Consider the following 17,927-nt stretch of genomic DNA (forward strand, 5'->3'; position numbering starts at 1 on the left):
TATATAACGACAATTCTGGTGACCATCATTTTCGGCATCGGCTATATATCGTACAGAATCTCAAAAGATCTTGAAACTAAAAAAGATACTTGTACAGAAATTTAATGACAACTTATAAAATGAAAAAGTATATAACCAAAATCGTGATGGTCGCTATTTTGATCACCACATTGATATCCTGTTCCGTTTCGAAGGATATTGAAACTCCAAAAGATGCACTTCCTGAGAATTTCAGGAATGCATCGGTTTCAAAAGATACGGCAAGCATTGCCGATTTGGAGTGGAAAAACTTCTTTACAGAAAAAGATATCATCAAGCTAATCGATGAAGCAGTGATCAGAAATAACGATTTACAAATCGCTACTAAAAACATCGAAATTGCGCAATACCGATTTACACAATCAAAATGGAACAATGTTCCTCAGATTAATTTGGGTGTTAATGCCAGTACCAGCAATCCGTCAGACAATAGTTTTACAGGAAAAAACCTGGGTCAGGCTTTGGGGCAAAACCATATTAATGATTTCACAGCCGGAGCAACACTTTCATGGGAAGCTGATATTTGGGGTAAAATCAAAAATCAGAAAAAGGGCGCGTATGCTGAATATCTTCAATCTGAAGAGGTAAAAAAAGCATTGCAAACCACTATTGTTGCCGATGTTTCTAAAGGATATTACAATCTTTTGATGTTAGATGCACAATTGGAAATTGCCAAACAAACACTGAAACTGAATGACAGTACAACTAGCATCATCAAATTGAAATATGATGCAGGACAAGTTACTTCATTAGCTATTCAGCAATCTGAAGCGCAGAAATTAAACTCAGCGCAATTGATTCCGTTATTGGAGCAAAACATTGCCATTCAGGAAAATGCTTTGAGTGTACTGACAGGATCTTTTCCGGATTCAAAAGAAAGAACGATTCGTTTGAGCTCAATTGCTGTAAAAAACAATGCTGCAGTCGGAATTCCGTCTTCATTAGTAAGCAGAAGACCGGATGTAAAAAGTGCTGAACTGGCTTTAAAAGTAGCCAATGCCAATGTCGGAATCACAAAAGCCGATTTCTATCCTGCACTTAGAATTACAGCGCAAGGTGGTGTGAATTCATTCGAAACCAGCAATTGGTTTACTATTCCGGCTTCTTTATTTGGAACTGTTGCGGGAGGTTTAACTCAGCCTTTATTGAACAATAAAAGAGTAAGAACACAATATAATATCGCTGTTGCTGAAAGAGAAAAAGCCGTGATTAATTTCAGACAATCTGTTTTAGTAGCCGTTAGTGAAGTGGCCGATGCTTTGGTTGCTGTTGAAAAATTACAACAACAGGAAGCTTTCCTGCAGGAACGTGTAAAAACATTACAGCAAGCAATTAAAAATGCCAATTTGTTATTCAAAAACGGAATGGCAGAATACCTGGAAGTACTTTCTGCGCAAGCCAGTTTATTGCAAAGCGAATTAGAATTAGCTGATATAAAAAGAGCACAACTTTCTGCCAATACCGAGTTATATCGCGCATTGGGCGGTGGTTGGAGATAATACCCGTTTTAATTATTTATTTATTTGAGATGACGCTGTGAGACTTCGGTTTTGCAGCGTTTTTTTGTTGTTTGCCACAAAGGCAATAAGGCATGAAGTTTTTTGAACGCGGATGACTCGGATTACCAAGCGAAAACACGGATTACCGCGGATTTTTTATTTTCTTATGGATTTTTGTATCTGCATTTTTGTCACCCTGAGGAACGAAGGGTCACACCAGTAGCTCGACAAAGATTGGCGATTTTGATTATGGAGTTTCTTGCGGATCCCTCGTCCATCGGGATGACAAACTTTGTGGTTACTTTACTAAAAAAGTCTCTCTCGCAGATTCTGCAGATCTAGCAAATTTCTATATTCTATATTCTTATCTTTTGTCTCTTGTCTCTTGTCTCTTGTCTCTTGTCTCTTGCTTCTTGCTTATATTCTCCCTTTCCAAAATCTAAAATCAACACCCTAAAATCTAAAATCCCCAATTCTGTCCCAAATGCCCCTAAAATAGTCGTAAATACCTATTCCGTAAGAAAAATAACATTAGTAGATTTGTATAAATAATTAACTAATAACTATTTAAACAAAAATCACATGAAAAAAGCAAAGATTATTTTCTGGATCACTACAACTATTATTTTCTTATTTGAGGGCGTAATGCCAGCTTTGACTTCTCAATCTGAACTGGCAAAAGAAGGAATCAGACATTTAGGCTATCCTGAATATTTTGGAAATGCTTTAGTTGTATTTAAAATATTAGGAGTTTTAATTCTGGTAATTCCATCAATTCCTAAAAACGTAAAGGAATGGGCTTATGCCGGATTTGGATTCGATTTTATATTTGCTTCGATAAGCCATTTTGCTGTTGACGGCGTTAATTTCCAGTCTTTCTTCCCCCTAATTTTTTTAGTGATTCTGGCTATATCCTACCATTATTATCATAAAATCGAACGCTATAAAAATATTGCGTTATAAACTTTTAAGACGATGATAGAAGTTTTCAAAACAAATGTTCAGGAAGTCGAGCAATCTCTACAGATTATAGGAAAACTTCTTGAGCATTTTCCAAACAGTGCTATCAATTTTGATTTGGAAGATTGTGATAAAATCCTGCGCATTCACGGTGCCTCCATTTCACATAAAAAAATTATCGAACTTCTTGATTCCTACGGATTTCATTGCGAAGTGCTTTTGTAACAAAACATAATCTTTTGATTTTTAAATATTTAATTTAAAATTGTAAATTTGGGTAATCGCTAATCATCAAATCATAGAAAATGAATATTCCAAAAAATCATCAAACCATAATGCCGTATTTAATTTTAGATGGTGCATTAAAGTTTATCGACTTCACAAAAAACGTTTTTAATGCCACTGTTTTACACGCCCCTCAATTGCGTGACGACGGAACTGCCTTACATGCTGAAATCAGCATTCATGGAAGCACTATTATGTTTGCCGACACCACTAGTGACTGGAAACCACAAACGGCAAATTTATTTGTTTATGTACCCAATGCCGACGAAAGTTTCAAAAAAGCAATGGAGGAAGGCGCAACAGAATTGATGGGATTAAGCGATCAGGAATATGGCCGGACTTGTGGCGTAACAGATCCTTTCGGAAATGTCTGGTGGATCACCTCCGTAAATGAATTCACAATTTAAATTAAAAAGATGAAAACAACTCTTCAAACCAACATTGTCGAAACATTCAAAAATTTAAACGAAATCCATTCTAAGTTTTCTGAAACCGAGCTAAATAAAGTTCCTTTTGAAGGAAGCTGGACAGCCGGACAAACCACGAAACATATTCTAAAGGCCAGTTCTGGTTATGCTGCGTTATTTTTGGGGAAAACAGAAAAAACGAATAGAGAACCTGATTTATACATCAAAGATCTGAAAGCGCTATTTTTGAACTATGATATAAAAATGGAATCTCCGGATTTTCTACTACCTGAAATCATCGATTATGATAAAAAGGAGCAAACTTTAGAACTACTCAATAGAGAAGCTGATTTATTGACATTATCAGCAATCCATGATTTAACCCTGACTTGTCTTGATTTTCAACTTCCAGGATTTGAAAAATTTACTATTCTGGAATGGATTTCTTTCACGCTTATTCATACACAAAGACATACAAAACAATTAAATGATATATACAATCAAATAACTAAGGAGTAATTGATAAGCCAAAACTATCCAAAACCAAACCCAAAAACCATTATATGAAATCAAAAAGCGGAACAATCTTTTTATCTGGTTTAATTGCCGGCACGCTTGATATGCTTGCTGCTATTACAGTTTATGCCTTTATCCTGCAAAAAACAACGGCCATTATAATCCTGCAGTCCATTGCTTCGGGAATATTTAAAAAAGATGCCTATTCCGGCGGTTCACAAATGGCTTTGTATGGTTTATTGCTGCATTATTTTATTGCACTTACCTTTGCCTGGTTCTACTTCGCCATTTATCCGTATTTCACCTTTATTAAAAAAAATACTTTATTATCGGGCATTTTATACGGAATTTTTGTCTGGATCATTATGAACCTGGTAGTCTTGCCAACAGTATTTCCTGTACTTCCGGAAAAACATCTTGATTTTCATCTGATTATATCCATCATGATTTTAATATGCTGCATCGGAATTCCGATTGCCTTTATTACAAAGAAACATTATTCTTTCCACCGTTAGAAGTTTTCAGCCGCAGTCTCAGTCAACCTGAAACCTGAACTTGAAAATCTAAATTCCTGAAGCGTAAAACTTACAGAAATAAAATTTTTACTACCTAAAAAAAGCGAAACTGATAATCTGGTGTCGCTTTTTTTATGAATAGCTTAAAACGCTTGAATATTAACATTAATTCCTCACCATAATACCTTATTAATCAGTTTTTTACATTAATTTTATAATCCCCCTCTTCTTATTACATAATTCCCATATCGATTCTTTTGAGTCAATTTTTTGATCGATTGGATCAATTGAGCCTGTATTGGTAAAGTAATTTTATCTAATAAAATGGAAACATATGGAATTAGCAGCAACGGAAACTATAACAGCTACAAAACACGGCGTAATTTTAGAAAAGACAGATCGTGCTTTTGAAGAACTAGGGGTTTTAAATCCGGCTATATATCAGGATGGGAATACAGTACACATGTTTTACAGAGCTGCTAAAAGAGGGAATTTTTCGACAATCGGGTATTGTCGACTGGAAGGACCTGCTACGTTAGTTGAAAGACATACTGAACCAATTTTCGAACCGGAATACATTTATGAAATTCATGGTGTCGAAGATCCGCGTATCACAAAAATTGATGATACTTTTTATATGACTTATGTTACTTATGATGGTATAAATGCTTGTGGTGCTTTAGCAACATCAAAAGACCTGACTAAGTTTAAAAAGAAAGGAATTATAACACCGAAGTTCATATTACATGAATTTACAAACTTCATAAGAAATCATTTAATGAATCCCAGTATTGCTAAAATACTGGCTTTTAATACGGCAAGAAATTATCCTTTAACAGAAACAATGAAAGAACATTTGTTGGTTTGGGATAAAAATGTGGTGCTGTTTCCAAAAAAAATAAATGGGAAGTTTGTGGGGTTGCATCGCTTGTTTCCCTCCATTCAAATCTTCTCTTATGAGAAAAAACGCGAGTTGACTCCGGAATATTGGAAAGAATATCTGAAAAACTTACCTGATCATATTGTAATGGAGCCCAAATACGATCATGAAACAAGTCACATTGGTCCGGGTGCTCCACCTATCGAAACTAAGGACGGCTGGTTATTGATTTATCACTCAGCAGAAAAAAGAGAAAAAGGATTGGTTTACCATGCTTCTGCAGCATTATTAGACCTTGAAGATCCACAAAAAGTTATAGGCCGATTAAACAGACCTATTATAACGCCTGCAGAATATTACGAACGACACGGTTATGTAAATTATGTGGTTTTCCCAACAGGAACAGCCATTTTTGATGACCTTTTATATATTTATTACGGTGCCGCCGATGACAAGATTGCGGTGGCTTCTTTGAACCTAAACGACTTATTAACGGAACTAAAACAGAATCTCCATGAAAACGATATCAAATAAATCGAAAATAGTCTTCCTATCAACATTTCCGCCAACGCAATGTGGAATAGCTACTTACACGCAGGATACCATTAAAGGAATTACAGATGTTTTTGGCAAATCAGTGACTTGTGAAATTTGCGAATTAGTAAGTGAACCTAAAGCAAAACCAACACAGGCGTTTACCTTAAACACAAAAGATAAAGCCGAATATGCTAAAGTCGCCGAACAAATCAATAATGACAAATCGGTAAAATTGGTTCATATTCAACATGAATTTGGCTTGTTTGGAGGAAATTATGGCGATTATTTGTTAGACTTTTTAAACGTAATTAAAAAACCGCTTACCTATACTTTTCATTCTGTTATTCAAAATCCGAATAACGAATTGAAAACCTTTGTAAAATTGTTGCTTTCATACAGCAATTCCGTTTTTGTAATGACCAATCAGTCAAAAGAAATTTTGATGAGAGATTACAACATTGCTGAAGAAATTATTACCTGTGTACCACACGGAACTCACATTGTAATTTATGAAACTCCGGATCAGGCTAAAGAAAAATTCAATATTCAGGACAGAAAAGTGCTTTCCACCTTCGGTCTTTTGGGTGAAGGAAAAAACATTGAAACCGGACTTCAGGCTTTGCCTAAAATCATCGAAAAAGAACCAAATGTCCTGTATTTAATTATCGGAAAAACACATCCCAATTTAATTAAGGACGGCGTTGACGCTTATCGTGATAAACTGGAAGGTATTGTTGAAGATTTGAATTTGAAAGACAACGTACGTTTTATCAATCAATATCTGGATACCAACGAATTATTGGAATATTTAAAAGCAACTGATGTTTATTTGTTTACTTCAAAAGATCCAAATCAGGCTGTGAGCGGCACTTTTTCGTATGCGATGAGTTGTGCCTGCCCTATGGTAGCTTCAAAAATCCCACATACGCTGGAAGTATTAACTTCTGATTGCGGAATCCTTGTAGATATCGGAAACGTAGAGCAATTTTCAGAAGCTACAATCAAATTACTTTCAGATGACAATTTGAGAACTGAAATGGGAATTAATGCTTTTACCAAAACAAGAGCTTCTTCCTGGGAAAATGTAGCCATTACGCACATGAATACCTATAAAACTTTAATGGAGAATCCCGGTGAAATTAAATTTACCTATCCTTCAATTCAGTTAAGACATATAAAAAAATTAACAACAGATTTAGGAATCATCCAATTCAGTAAAATCTCAATTCCGGATCTTGAATCAGGGTATACCTTAGATGATAATGCGCGGGCTTTAATTGCTTTTTGTATGCATTATAAACTGACAAAAGACAAGGATGATTTGCCTTATATTTTAATATATCTGGATTTCATTGAACGTTGTCAAAAACCGAAAGGTAATTTTATGAATTATGTTGATCAGGAAAACAGAGAACATATTGAACAAAATGCCGAGGTTAATTTAGAAGATTCAAATGCAAGAGGTTTATGGGCACTAGGAACTGTAGTTTCAATGACTGATATTTTACCAGAATCTTTTTCTAAAAAAGCTTCAAAAGTGTTATTGAATTCTTTAAAATGGGCCGAAACGATTCAGTCGCCACGTTCAATTGGTTTTGCAACAAAAGGACTGTATTTGTATCATACCGCTGTTCCAAATTTATACGTGGCAGCGATTATCAATAAACTGAACGCAAAATTACTTTCTAACTATGAAATTCACGCATCGAGTGACTGGAAGTGGTTTGAAAATTATATGACCTACGGAAATGGAATTTTGCCAGAATCAATGTTGTTTGCGTACTTAGTAACCAACAAACCAATCTACAAAAAAGTAGCTATGGATTCACTGGACTTCCTAATGTCGAAAATGTTTGTCAATAAAAATTTCAAGGTAATTTCAAATAACGGATGGCTGCACAAAGGCGAAGAGCCAAAAGAATACGGAGAACAGCCAATTGATGTTGCCTACACTATCCATACGCTGAATTCGTTTTACGTTGCTTTTGGTACACCCGAATACAAGCATAAAATGAAAACAGCGTTCAACTGGTTTTTAGGAAAAAACCACCTGAATCAAATTATGTATAATCCTGTAAGTGGTGGCGGTTATGACGGACTTGAAAAAGAAAATGTAAACTTAAACCAGGGTGCAGAATCAACAGTATGTTATTTAACAGCACGCTTATTAATTGAAAACCTTAAAGTATCGGATACTAAAGTGATTCCATTAATCAAATCAAATCCTGGAGTAGCCATTAACTCTTAAATACAATAGCGATAATAAAACTGGCCAAAACGCTATAACCCAGGAAATCCCTTTTTTTTGAAGAAGGGATTTTTTGTTTTTATACGTTTCCGCTAACGTGGTTTCCTTACAATTATTGTGTTCTTTCGATGTTAATTATATAAAGTTCCTACAAAGTTCTGTAATGGTATTTCTTTAGTTATAAGATAACTTTAATACTTGAAAATCAAGACATAGTCAATTCTGTAAAGAACTGACATATAAAGGTTTTCACACAAAAACAGAACATATATGATTCTCACTTTACGAAATACATTCACTGAAATAGGAAATGCAACGCTGTTTGCAAAGCAGTTTTTTAAGGAAGTTTTTGTCCCTCCTTATGAGGCAAAAGAACTCTTGAAACAATGTTATATTATTGGCTATAAATCATTGCCTTTAGTTGCGATAACAGGTTTCATTATGGGCTTAGTACTTACGCTGCAATCCAGACCAACATTAGTCAAATTTGGAGCAGAATCCTGGTTGCCCGGCATGGTTGCGCTTTCGCTGATAAGAGAAATTGCACCGGTAATTACGGCTTTGATCTGTGCCGGTAAAATCTCTTCCGGAATTGGTGCCGAGTTAGGCTCCATGAAAGTAACAGAACAAATTGATGCTATGGAAGTGTCGGCAATTAATCCCTATAATTATTTAGTAGTAACAAGAATTTTAGCCTGTACTTTAATGGTTCCGCTATTAGTATTCTTTGCTGATGCCATTGGAATTTTGGGAGGTTATATTGGAGTTAATATTCATGGTGATGTGAATTTATATCGATACATGACCCAAATTTTTCAATCACTTGAATTTTTGGATTTATTTCCGGCCACAATCAAAACATTTTTCTTCGGATTTTTTATCGGAATGATTGGATGTTATAAAGGATTTAACGCAGCAAATGGAACCGAAAGTGTTGGTAGAGCAGCAAATTCAGCAGTGGTAACGGCATCTTTAGCCATTTTTATTTTGGATATGGTCGCAGTTCAAATAACCGATTTATTCTTTGTACAATGATTAAAGAGAAAGAAAATATAGAGCCAAAAACGAAGGAAACAAAAGAAAAAAGCAAAACTCCCATCATTGAGATTAAGGATTTGCATAAAACTTTTGGTAAAGACAATAAGGTCCTGCAAGGCGTAAATCTGACCGTAAACAAAGGTGAAGATTTAGTGATTCTGGGACGTTCGGGATCTGGAAAATCAGTTACCATCAAATGCATTGTAGGCTTGATTGAACCTGATAAAGGCGAAATTAAAGTCTTTGATGAAAATGTATTAAACCTGAGCAAAAAAGAATTAAACCAAATCAGAGTCCGAATTGGATTTTTGTTCCAAAGCGGTGCTTTATACGATTCGATGTCGGTTAGGGAAAACCTGGCCTTTACTTTAAGAAAGCACAAAAGTGAATTGACAGCGGAAGAAATTGAAAGTGAAGTAATGGAAGCGCTGGATAATGTAGGTTTAGGCGATGCTATAGATAAAATGCCCTCAGAATTGTCCGGAGGAATGAAGAAAAGAATTGGCCTGGCCAGAACTTTAATCTTAAAACCGGAGATCATTTTATACGATGAACCTACAACAGGTTTAGATACTATAACATCAAGAGAAATCAGCGAATTAATATTAGACATCAAACACAAGCAAAAAACGACATCGATCATCATTACACATGATATGGCCTGCGCGAAGCTAACCGCCGATCGCATTATGGTTTTAAAAGATGGCGCTATACACGCTGAAGGAACATACGAAGAACTAGAAAAAGACGAAGACGAATGGGTTCGCTCTTTTTTCGAATAAACCAAAAAATAAATTATTAGAAATCATGGAGAAGCAATCTGGATATACTTGGAAATTAGGAATGTTTGTAACAATTGGCTCGCTGCTTTTTATACTGGCAGTGTACTTTATTGGAAAACAAAAAAACCTTTTTGGCTCGACATTCAACATAACATCACAATTTAAAACCGTGAGTGGTTTAGAGGTGGGAAACAATGTCCGTTTTTCAGGAATCAATATAGGAACGATAGAAGAAATCAGGTTAATAAATGATTCTTCGGTAGTGGTTTCAATGGTCATTAAAGATGACGTAAGAGAATTTATTAAAACAGATGCCCGAACCAGTATTGGTTCTGATGGGTTAATGGGGGATAAAGTGCTAACCATTTCACCGGGAGTAAAATCAACTAAAATAATTGAAAATGGAGGACAACTGGCTTCCATTCAGGGGATCGAAATGAATGACATTATGAAAAGCGTTAAAAAGAGTATGGATAACGTAGGTGTTATTTCAGAAGAGTTAGCCATTTTCAGTCATAGTATGAATAACGGAAACGGTGCTTTGGCAAGATTGGTTCGTGACGATAAAATGGCCGCCAGTGTAACCAATACACTCTCTAACTTAGAAAACGGAACAAAAGGTTTCAGCGAAAACATGGAAGCAGCAAAAAGCAATTTCTTATTTAGAGGCTACTTCAAGAAAAAAGAGAAACAAAAAGAAAAAGCGGCCGAAGAAGCCAACGAGAAAAAAGAAGATCAGGCTGAAAAAGCTGCTAAAGAAAAAGCTGCTAGAGAAAAAGAAGCGAAAGAGAAAGAGGAAAAAGCAAAGGAAGAAAAAGCTAAAGAAGAAAAGCAGAAAGAAGAAGACGCTAAAAAAGCGGCTGAAAAAGCTAAATCGTAAACTTAGAATCAAATGTCATGAAAGCCTCCCGTAAAAATATAAGCCTGAAAATCCTGAAAATAACGGGAATAGTAATAGCAAGTATCTTGCTATTATTGTTTTTAATTCCGTTACTATTTCCAGGACAAGTCGCAGCCGAAGTAAAGAAAATTGCTAACGAACGTCTAGATACTAAAATGGATTTTTCAAAATCCAGATTATCATTTTTTACCCATTTTCCATCGTTAACCGTTTCGCTGGATGATTTGTCCATGACAGGCTCAGCGCCCTTTAGAAATGACACTTTAATAAAGGCAGAACAAGTGGCTTTTGGTATTAACCTGAAAAGATTAATTTTTGATAATGAAGTTAAAATCAACAAGCTTTATGTATCTAAAGCCTTGATTAATATAATGGTGAACCAAAAAGGGCAAGCCAATTACAATATTTATATTTCTAATCCTAAAAACATAAAAAAAGAGAATCAACCCGAAGAAGGAACTGCTATTCGACTAGAACGCATTGATCTTGAAGATTGCCATGTGAAATACAACGATCGTTCTGCTAAAATTCTGGTCGATGCCAATGGTTTTAATTATGTTGGAAAAGGAAATTTAAGCGAAGATATCTTCGATTTAAGCACTGATGCTGATATTGACAAGCTTGATTTATACTACGACCGGACCGGATACGTAAGAAGAAAAAGAGTTCATGCCGATTTAATTACCAGAATCAATACAAATGCGCTTTCGTTTATTCTGCAAAAAAACGAATTGCAAATCAATAAATTACCTTTAAAGTTTACCGGTTTATTGACCATTTTGAGAGATGGATATAAAATTAATATCAAAGCCGCTTCAGAAAATACTACTATCAAAGATTTATTATCCGTTATGCCACCTGAATATCTAACCTGGCTGGATGAAACGGAGATTTCTGGCCGAAGTGATTTGCTTTTTACTTTTAAAGGAAATTATAATGTGGCCAAAAAACAAAAACCCAATTTAGCTTTCAATCTTAAAATTGACAAAGGTGCCATCAATTATCAAAATGCACCGGTGCCGCTGACCGATTTCAATATGGATTTGAATGCGCTGTTGCCAGAGCTGGATCCTGAAAAATTGATAATCAATTTGAGAACTTTAAAATTTAAAGTGGGCGAAAAAGATTATTTTAACGCCTATTTACGAAGCAAAGGACTTAGTGAAATGACTGTTGATGCTAGTGTAAAAGGCGCTTTAGATCTTGCTGTTATTGATGCGGCAATCGGACTAAACACAATCGATTTAAGAGGAGTTTTAAAAACGGATATCAAAGCAAAAGGTCTTTTTAGCACTTCAAAAAAACTATTTCCTAAAACAATCGGTGGAATTTCGCTACGTCAGGGCTGGTTAAAAACGCAATCCTATCCTAACCCAATCACCGATATCACTTTTGTTGCAAATGTGTTGAATAAAGCCGGAACTTTTCAGGATTTAATTGTAGCTGCAGCACCAGCATCTTTTGTTTTTGAAGGCAATCCGATGTATGTAAATGCAACACTTTCTGATTATGGTGATCTGGCTTATAATGCTAAAATAAAAGGCGAATTGAATGTGGGTCGAATCTATCAGGTTTTCTCCCAAAAAGGTCTTGATGTAACGGGTTATGCAAAAGCTGATCTTTCTCTTAAAGGAAAACAAAGCTATGCCACTACCGGGCAATATGAAAAACTCGATAATCGGGGAACTCTTTTGCTGAGAAATATCAAAGCCACTTCAGAATTATTTCCAAAAGCTTTCTTTATCAAACAAGGAAATTTCCGTTTTCAGAATGAGAAAATGTGGTTTGAAAAATTCTATGCTTCTTATGGAAAATCTGATTTTGATATTAACGGCTATCTTCTCAATACCATAAATTATTTCCTCGAATCGCATGGAACTTTGAACGGAAGCTTCAACATGAAATCAAAACTGATCAATGTTGATGAATTTATGGCGCTTGAAAAAGGCGAAAATAAAGACCGAAACCTTGAAGTGGAATATGCCAAAGAAGATCATCCAAAAATGAGCGGTGTTGTCATTATTCCTAAAAACTTAAATGTAGCACTGACTGCAAATGCAGATAAGGTAGAATATAAAGGACTTGTTTTAAACAAGCTTGCCGGTAAAGTCGGAATTGCAAAAGGCGGTTTCTTTTTAGAAAATACCACTTTTAATATCATCGATTGTATTTTAGGAGTTGATGCTACTTATAAAGATGAAACACCAACAACTGCCCATTTTGCTGCCCATTTCACAGCCAAAGATTTCAGTGTGCAAAGAGCTTACAAGGAAATACCCCTGTTTCATGACATGGTAACGGCTGCCGAAAAGGCGCAGGGAATTATTTCTGTTGATTATACCGTTAAAGGTGATTTAGACGGAAATATGAGTCCGATTTACGCCTCTCTTGAAGGAGGGGGAACTATAAATTTACGTGATGTACAAGTTAAGGGATTAAAATTATTTGACGGAATTAGTTCGCAAACCGGACAAAAAGGCCTGAATAATCCTGATTTAAAAGGAATCGAAATTATATCAACCATCGATAATAATTTAATTCATATTGAGCCTTTTACATTTAGTGTAGCGAGTTTTAGACCTACCATAAAAGGTACAACAAGTTTTGACGGATTATTAGATTTAAGAATGCGATTAGGATTACCTCCTTTTGGAATTGTCGGTTTTCCGATTGTTATAACCGGAACGCACGAAGATCCTAAAATCAAAATTTTTAGTAAAACGGGTCAAAAAATATACGATGCCCTTTACGACGAAAAAAATAACAAAGTCATTCGGGAAGAAAAAGTAAGCAAAAGAAAAAGTTAAAATAAAATGGAAAAGAAAAAACCAAAAGACAACAGTGCCTTCGAAGAATTTGCAACTAAGGTTTCAAAAGCTGCAGGGAGTACAACAGCCTTTATTGGTGCATTTTTAATTGTTGTGGGCTGGGCAGTTTCAGGGCCAATTTTCGATTATTCTGAAACCTGGCAGCTGGTAATTAATACCGGAACAACGATTATTACTTTCCTAATGGTTTTCTTAATTCAGAAAGCACAAAATAAGGACTCACTTGCTATTCAACTAAAACTAAATGAATTAGTTGCATCCAGCAAATATGCAAGCAATAGTTTAGTAGATATTGAAAGTATGACCGAAGAAGAGATGATTATCGTGCAGAAATACTATCAAAGACTAAGTGAATTAGCCAAGAAAGAAGAAAGCATCAGAACTTCGCATTCTATTGGTGAGGCGCATGATCAACACGAAAGAAAAGATAAAAGCAGAAGTCAACAAAAATCTGCCAAAAAAACTGCTCAACCTACTAAAGCTGCCAAAAAAATAACTAAGAAATGAAGCTTCGATCAACAGAAACCTTCTGGCCTTTAAAGAGCACCATGAGATACAGCTATCCGTCAATTGATCAGGATTTAAATACTGAAATTTTAATTATTGGCGGCGGAATAACCGGTGCCCTTATTGCTTATAAATTAATTAATGAAGGCAAAAAAGTAGTACTTGTGGACCGACGTGACATTTGTAATGGCAGTACGGCCGCGAGCACCGCTTTATTGCAATATGAAATCGATGTTCCATTGCATGAACTCATCAAATTAAGGGGATTGGAATGTGCTCTTGACAGTTATAAAAATGGCAAACAAGCTATTTTTGATTTGAGAACTATCATCGATACCATTAAAAGCGATTGCCACTTCGAATTCAAAAAAAGCATTTATTATTGCTCTTTCAAAAAAGATATTCCGTTTTTAAAGCACGAATTCAAAACCAGAAAACAACACGGATTTGATGTTAGTTGGCTGGAGGGTTCAGATTTAAAAAAAATGGGGTTAAATGCTATGGCTGCCATAGAGTCAAATACTGCCGCAGTAATGGACCCGTACTGTTTAGCCCATGATTTACTGCATTATTGTGAGCAAAAAGGAATGCAGATTTTTGATCGTACCAATATAACTTCAATCCATAAACAAAAAACAAAATTAATTGCCCATACCGAAAACAGGCATCTCATTACGGCAGATCATATTATACACTGCAGTGGTTATGAAAGTACCGAAACACTGACCGAAAAAGTGGTAGATCTTAAAAGTACGTACGTCATTGCTTCTGAAGCATTGCCTGAAGTGCCAAATTCTTTTAAAAATGCTATTTTTTGGGATACCGGTTCACCTTATTTTTATTTCCGTATTACCGAAGATAAACGAATTATCATGGGTGGTGGCGACGAGGAATTTAAAGATCCAAAAAGAAGAGATAAATTATTGCCCAAAAAAGAACAAATGCTTTTAAGACAATTCCAGAAAAAATTCCCTGATATCAATTTCAAAATTGATTATTCCTGGGCGGGAACTTTTGGCGAAACCCAAGACGGACTTCCCTATTTCGGAAAACCAAATCCGGACAAAAACGAACATTACGTCTTAGGCTTTGGCGGCAACGGAATTACCTTTAGCGTTTTAGGAATGAATTCTATTTTGGATTCAATTAATAATAAGAAGAATAAGGATTTGGAGTATTACAGGTTTGGACGATGAATTAGGTGCAAAACGGCAAAGGTTCAAAGGGACAAAGGTTTTTTTCGCTTTGCTCATTCTTCTGAAAACAAATCTCCTAAAAAAACTAATACATAAAACCTCTGTCTCTTTGAACCTTTGCAACTTTGAACCAGCAATTACGCAGTAATAGCAAGCGGATTCAAATTAAATTTATATTCTTTAGGACTACAATTAAATTTTTGTTTGAAGATTTTTGAAAAGTAACTTCTGCTGGTAAAACCAATGCAGTAAACTATTTCAGAGATATTTAAGTCTGAGGTTCTAATTAAAAGTTCCGCTTTTAGAACTCTTATATGTGTGATATAATCGTTTACCGTGCGGTTGTGAATCATTTTGAAACCTTCCTGTAATTTATTTGGCGACAAACCTGATTTTTTGCTTAGTGATTTAATGGTAAAAGGCTCTTCCGGAGAATTTTTGATGAATTCTGAAAGCTCTTTTATTTCTTCCATTTCTCTTAGAGTCAAACAATTTGTGTCTTTTGAGAAAGCGTTTAAATCGTCTGTATGTTGTTGAATTTCCATGGCCAGAATAATTCTCAATATACCTTCTTTAAGCAATTTTCTAACAATTCCGGTTTGAGTTATGGCATTTAGTTGCTCGATTTTTTCAGCAATTTGAAGATTGTACGAACCTAGATAAAAGAAATCTTCGTCGTTACTGCTTTCAAAAAACGTTTCTTTTACTTTATCACTCAAAGAATTGTCCAAAGCATATAGTTGATTATCAGCTTCAGTTCCTACAATAATCAAAGTAAATTTTGTTTTTTTTTCTTTCTCAAAAAACAAAACAGTATCCTGACTTACTTTTGAGGTAGTAATTGCAGTCTGAAAAGTTTTAAACCTTCTTTCCTCTCCAGAAGCGCCAAAACTATGCGATAAACTTCCTTGCGAACAATAGGCAAAATAAATTGGCGATGATTGTACGTTTGTAATATCAATTCGAACATCAACAGCGAAATTCATGTCAAATTGCACGTACGAAATGTTGTCATTAAAAGAGGCTCCAATAATAGATCCTCTGGCACTACTATTATTAACTTCTAAAGTAAACTCATCTAAATCAGAAGTTACCTTTCCTCCAAAACTAGAGTGTAACTGTTCAAAAATAGCGTCAATTTTTTCTGTATTAATAGTAACTGTTTTCATTTTGCTTGTAATTAAAATTGAGATTCAACGATTATAGATTTCCAATAAAAACGAATTCTTGTAAGGAAGCTGAATTCTAAAAATCTACGATTCAAAGTTCGTCACACAATAGCCAAATGTGTTATATAATTTTTCGTTTTTGTTTTATAATTACTTATAAATGATTATTTTAACATTTACTAATTTGAATTAAATCAAAATCCGTAAAGCATGAAAAGTTTTTCATTCGCCCCCATCACTTCGCAAGACGCTAACCTTTTGATTCTAGGCACTATGCCTGGAACAAAATCTTTAGAGCTGAACCAGTATTACGGACACAATCAGAATAATTTCTGGAAGTTTATGTTTCACATTTTAAAAGAAGATTTCTCAAACGATTACCAAACCAGAAAAGCACTCTTACAAAAAAACAACATAGCATTATGGGACGTACTCCAATTCTGCGACCGAATAGGAAGTCTGGACAGTGCCATAAAAAACGAAATAGCTAATGATTTCGAAACATTCCTGGCAGAACATCCAAACATAAAAACGATACTCTTCAATGGCCAAAAAGCCGCCGCCTTTTTCAAAAAATACGTCCACCTAAAAAAAGAATATCACTTAATAACATTACCCTCAACAAGCCCCGCCAACGCAGGAAAATCATTCCAATCAAAACTAGAAGAATGGAGCGCAGCTTTAAGCCGTAACCTGTAAGCTTGTATCTTGCATCTTACTTCTCACAATTCACAATTAAGTTGAAATCTTATAACATAATCAAAATAAAATATAACACGAAACTGCTCCAATCAACCTAATTTTACTTCAAAGAAATAAAGCCATTTGAAACTGATTAAATGCAATTGAGGCTTTTTTTAAAATAAGATATCACTAAGAAAATCCAAAAGACAATCTTTCGGGTTTATATATAAGAAACATTGGTTATGTTAGTTTATTTTGAAAAAAAAGCTATTCTATTCATAGGGTAGCTTTTCTTTTTTTAACTTTAAACCAAAATCCAAAAACTATGAAAATTCAAACCTATTACAACCACATACGTTTTTACACTCCCCATCATTTTGTTTATTATCCCATTTTAACGCTCTTTCTCATTGCCAGTATTTACTTTGCATGCACGACAGATCAGCCGTTAATTTGGTCTTTTATAAGTGTAGTATTTATGTTCCTGTTTTGTCTTGCCTTTATGTTGCGTCAGCATTACGCCTTAATTTTGCAAAACCGAATCGTAAGATTAGAACTTCGCTACCGCTATTTCACCCTAACCGGAAAAAGACTCGAAGAATTCGAATATAAACTAACCGATGATCAATTATTCGCCCTAAGATTTGCGCCCGATAACGAATTCCTGCCACTTCTGGAAGACGCCATAAAAAATAGCCTTCCCGGAGACTCCATAAAAAAAGCCATAGTACATTGGAAAGCTGATTATAATAGAGTGTAGACAAAATTCAACAACAATTGCAAAATCAATTTCAATAAAAAGTAACTGAGGAGTAATTTGATTACTAGCTATTATCAATATTAATTTTCCTCATTTAAATTTGATATTGATTTTTAAAATTTCAAGATATTTCAATAACAAAAAGAGACGCACTGCTGCGCCTCTACGTGAATATC

Annotated in this window: 17 protein-coding genes; 16 read left to right on the plus strand and 1 reads right to left on the minus strand. The window is 35.0% G+C overall.

Annotated elements, in window-relative coordinates; all coding sequences use genetic code 11:
- The first annotated feature begins 119 nt into the window (after positions 1–119).
- The 14 genes from Q7C23_RS19690 (at position 120) to Q7C23_RS19755 (ending at position 15,138) form a co-directional block, all read left to right on the plus strand.
- Positions 120–1,538, plus strand: a complete 1,419-nt coding sequence (locus Q7C23_RS19690) for a TolC family protein (RefSeq protein WP_375034101.1) — start codon at positions 120–122, stop codon at positions 1,536–1,538.
- A gap of 582 nt (positions 1,539–2,120) precedes the next feature.
- On the plus strand, positions 2,121–2,501 hold the full coding sequence (locus Q7C23_RS19695) for a DoxX family protein (RefSeq protein ID WP_375034102.1): 381 nt from the start codon (positions 2,121–2,123) through the stop codon (positions 2,499–2,501).
- A gap of 12 nt (positions 2,502–2,513) precedes the next feature.
- Positions 2,514–2,723 carry a hypothetical protein gene (locus Q7C23_RS19700; protein WP_375034103.1) on the plus strand — a complete coding sequence of 70 codons (210 nt, stop codon included), beginning with the start codon at positions 2,514–2,516 and terminating at the stop codon, positions 2,721–2,723.
- 80 nt (positions 2,724–2,803) lie between these two features.
- Positions 2,804–3,190, plus strand: a complete 387-nt coding sequence (locus Q7C23_RS19705; protein WP_375034104.1) for a VOC family protein — start codon at positions 2,804–2,806, stop codon at positions 3,188–3,190.
- A 9-nt stretch (positions 3,191–3,199) separates the two neighbouring features.
- Positions 3,200–3,709: a DinB family protein gene (locus Q7C23_RS19710; RefSeq protein WP_375034105.1), complete on the plus strand. Its 510-nt coding sequence runs from the start codon at positions 3,200–3,202 to the stop codon at positions 3,707–3,709.
- A gap of 44 nt (positions 3,710–3,753) precedes the next feature.
- Positions 3,754–4,221 carry a DUF1440 domain-containing protein gene (locus tag Q7C23_RS19715; RefSeq protein WP_375034106.1) on the plus strand — a complete coding sequence of 156 codons (468 nt, stop codon included), beginning with the start codon at positions 3,754–3,756 and terminating at the stop codon, positions 4,219–4,221.
- A gap of 334 nt (positions 4,222–4,555) precedes the next feature.
- Positions 4,556–5,635 carry a pesticidal protein Cry7Aa gene (locus Q7C23_RS19720; protein ID WP_375034107.1) on the plus strand — a complete coding sequence of 360 codons (1,080 nt, stop codon included), beginning with the start codon at positions 4,556–4,558 and terminating at the stop codon, positions 5,633–5,635.
- Positions 5,616–7,886 (plus strand): glycosyltransferase, encoded by a 2,271-nt coding sequence (locus tag Q7C23_RS19725; RefSeq protein ID WP_375034108.1) that lies wholly within the window; start codon positions 5,616–5,618, stop codon positions 7,884–7,886. The genes Q7C23_RS19720 and Q7C23_RS19725 overlap by 20 nt, the downstream gene beginning before the upstream one ends.
- A gap of 270 nt (positions 7,887–8,156) precedes the next feature.
- On the plus strand, positions 8,157–8,921 hold the full coding sequence (locus Q7C23_RS19730; protein WP_194657859.1) for an ABC transporter permease: 765 nt from the start codon (positions 8,157–8,159) through the stop codon (positions 8,919–8,921).
- On the plus strand, positions 8,918–9,706 hold the full coding sequence (locus tag Q7C23_RS19735) for an ABC transporter ATP-binding protein (protein WP_375034109.1): 789 nt from the start codon (positions 8,918–8,920) through the stop codon (positions 9,704–9,706). The genes Q7C23_RS19730 and Q7C23_RS19735 overlap by 4 nt, the downstream gene beginning before the upstream one ends.
- A 25-nt stretch (positions 9,707–9,731) precedes the next feature.
- Positions 9,732–10,586: an MlaD family protein gene (locus tag Q7C23_RS19740; protein WP_375034110.1), complete on the plus strand. Its 855-nt coding sequence runs from the start codon at positions 9,732–9,734 to the stop codon at positions 10,584–10,586.
- Positions 10,587–10,603: 17 nt separating this feature from the next.
- Positions 10,604–13,414 (plus strand): AsmA family protein, encoded by a 2,811-nt coding sequence (locus Q7C23_RS19745; protein ID WP_375034111.1) that lies wholly within the window; start codon positions 10,604–10,606, stop codon positions 13,412–13,414.
- Positions 13,415–13,420: 6 nt separating this feature from the next.
- Positions 13,421–13,942: a low affinity iron permease family protein gene (locus tag Q7C23_RS19750; protein ID WP_375034112.1), complete on the plus strand. Its 522-nt coding sequence runs from the start codon at positions 13,421–13,423 to the stop codon at positions 13,940–13,942.
- A complete protein-coding gene (locus tag Q7C23_RS19755) occupies positions 13,939–15,138 on the plus strand; it encodes an NAD(P)/FAD-dependent oxidoreductase (RefSeq protein WP_375034113.1) in 1,200 nt (399 codons plus the stop codon). The genes Q7C23_RS19750 and Q7C23_RS19755 overlap by 4 nt, the downstream gene beginning before the upstream one ends.
- Before the next feature lie 137 nt (positions 15,139–15,275).
- Here Q7C23_RS19755 and Q7C23_RS19760 read toward each other — a convergent pair whose 3' ends face one another.
- Positions 15,276–16,307: a helix-turn-helix domain-containing protein gene (locus tag Q7C23_RS19760; RefSeq protein ID WP_375034114.1), complete on the minus strand. Its 1,032-nt coding sequence runs from the start codon at positions 16,305–16,307 to the stop codon at positions 15,276–15,278.
- Positions 16,308–16,517: 210 nt separating this feature from the next.
- Here Q7C23_RS19760 and Q7C23_RS19765 point away from each other — a divergent pair, with 210 nt between their 5' ends.
- Positions 16,518–17,006, plus strand: coding sequence for a DNA-deoxyinosine glycosylase (locus tag Q7C23_RS19765; RefSeq protein ID WP_375034115.1), 489 nt, complete (start codon positions 16,518–16,520; stop codon positions 17,004–17,006).
- A 310-nt stretch (positions 17,007–17,316) separates the two neighbouring features.
- Positions 17,317–17,751 (plus strand): DUF6526 family protein, encoded by a 435-nt coding sequence (locus Q7C23_RS19770; protein ID WP_375034116.1) that lies wholly within the window; start codon positions 17,317–17,319, stop codon positions 17,749–17,751.
- Positions 17,752–17,927: the final 176 nt, after the last annotated feature.

It is taken from the genome of Flavobacterium sp. LAR06 (genome assembly GCF_041946075.1).
Classification (GTDB): domain Bacteria; phylum Bacteroidota; class Bacteroidia; order Flavobacteriales; family Flavobacteriaceae; genus Flavobacterium.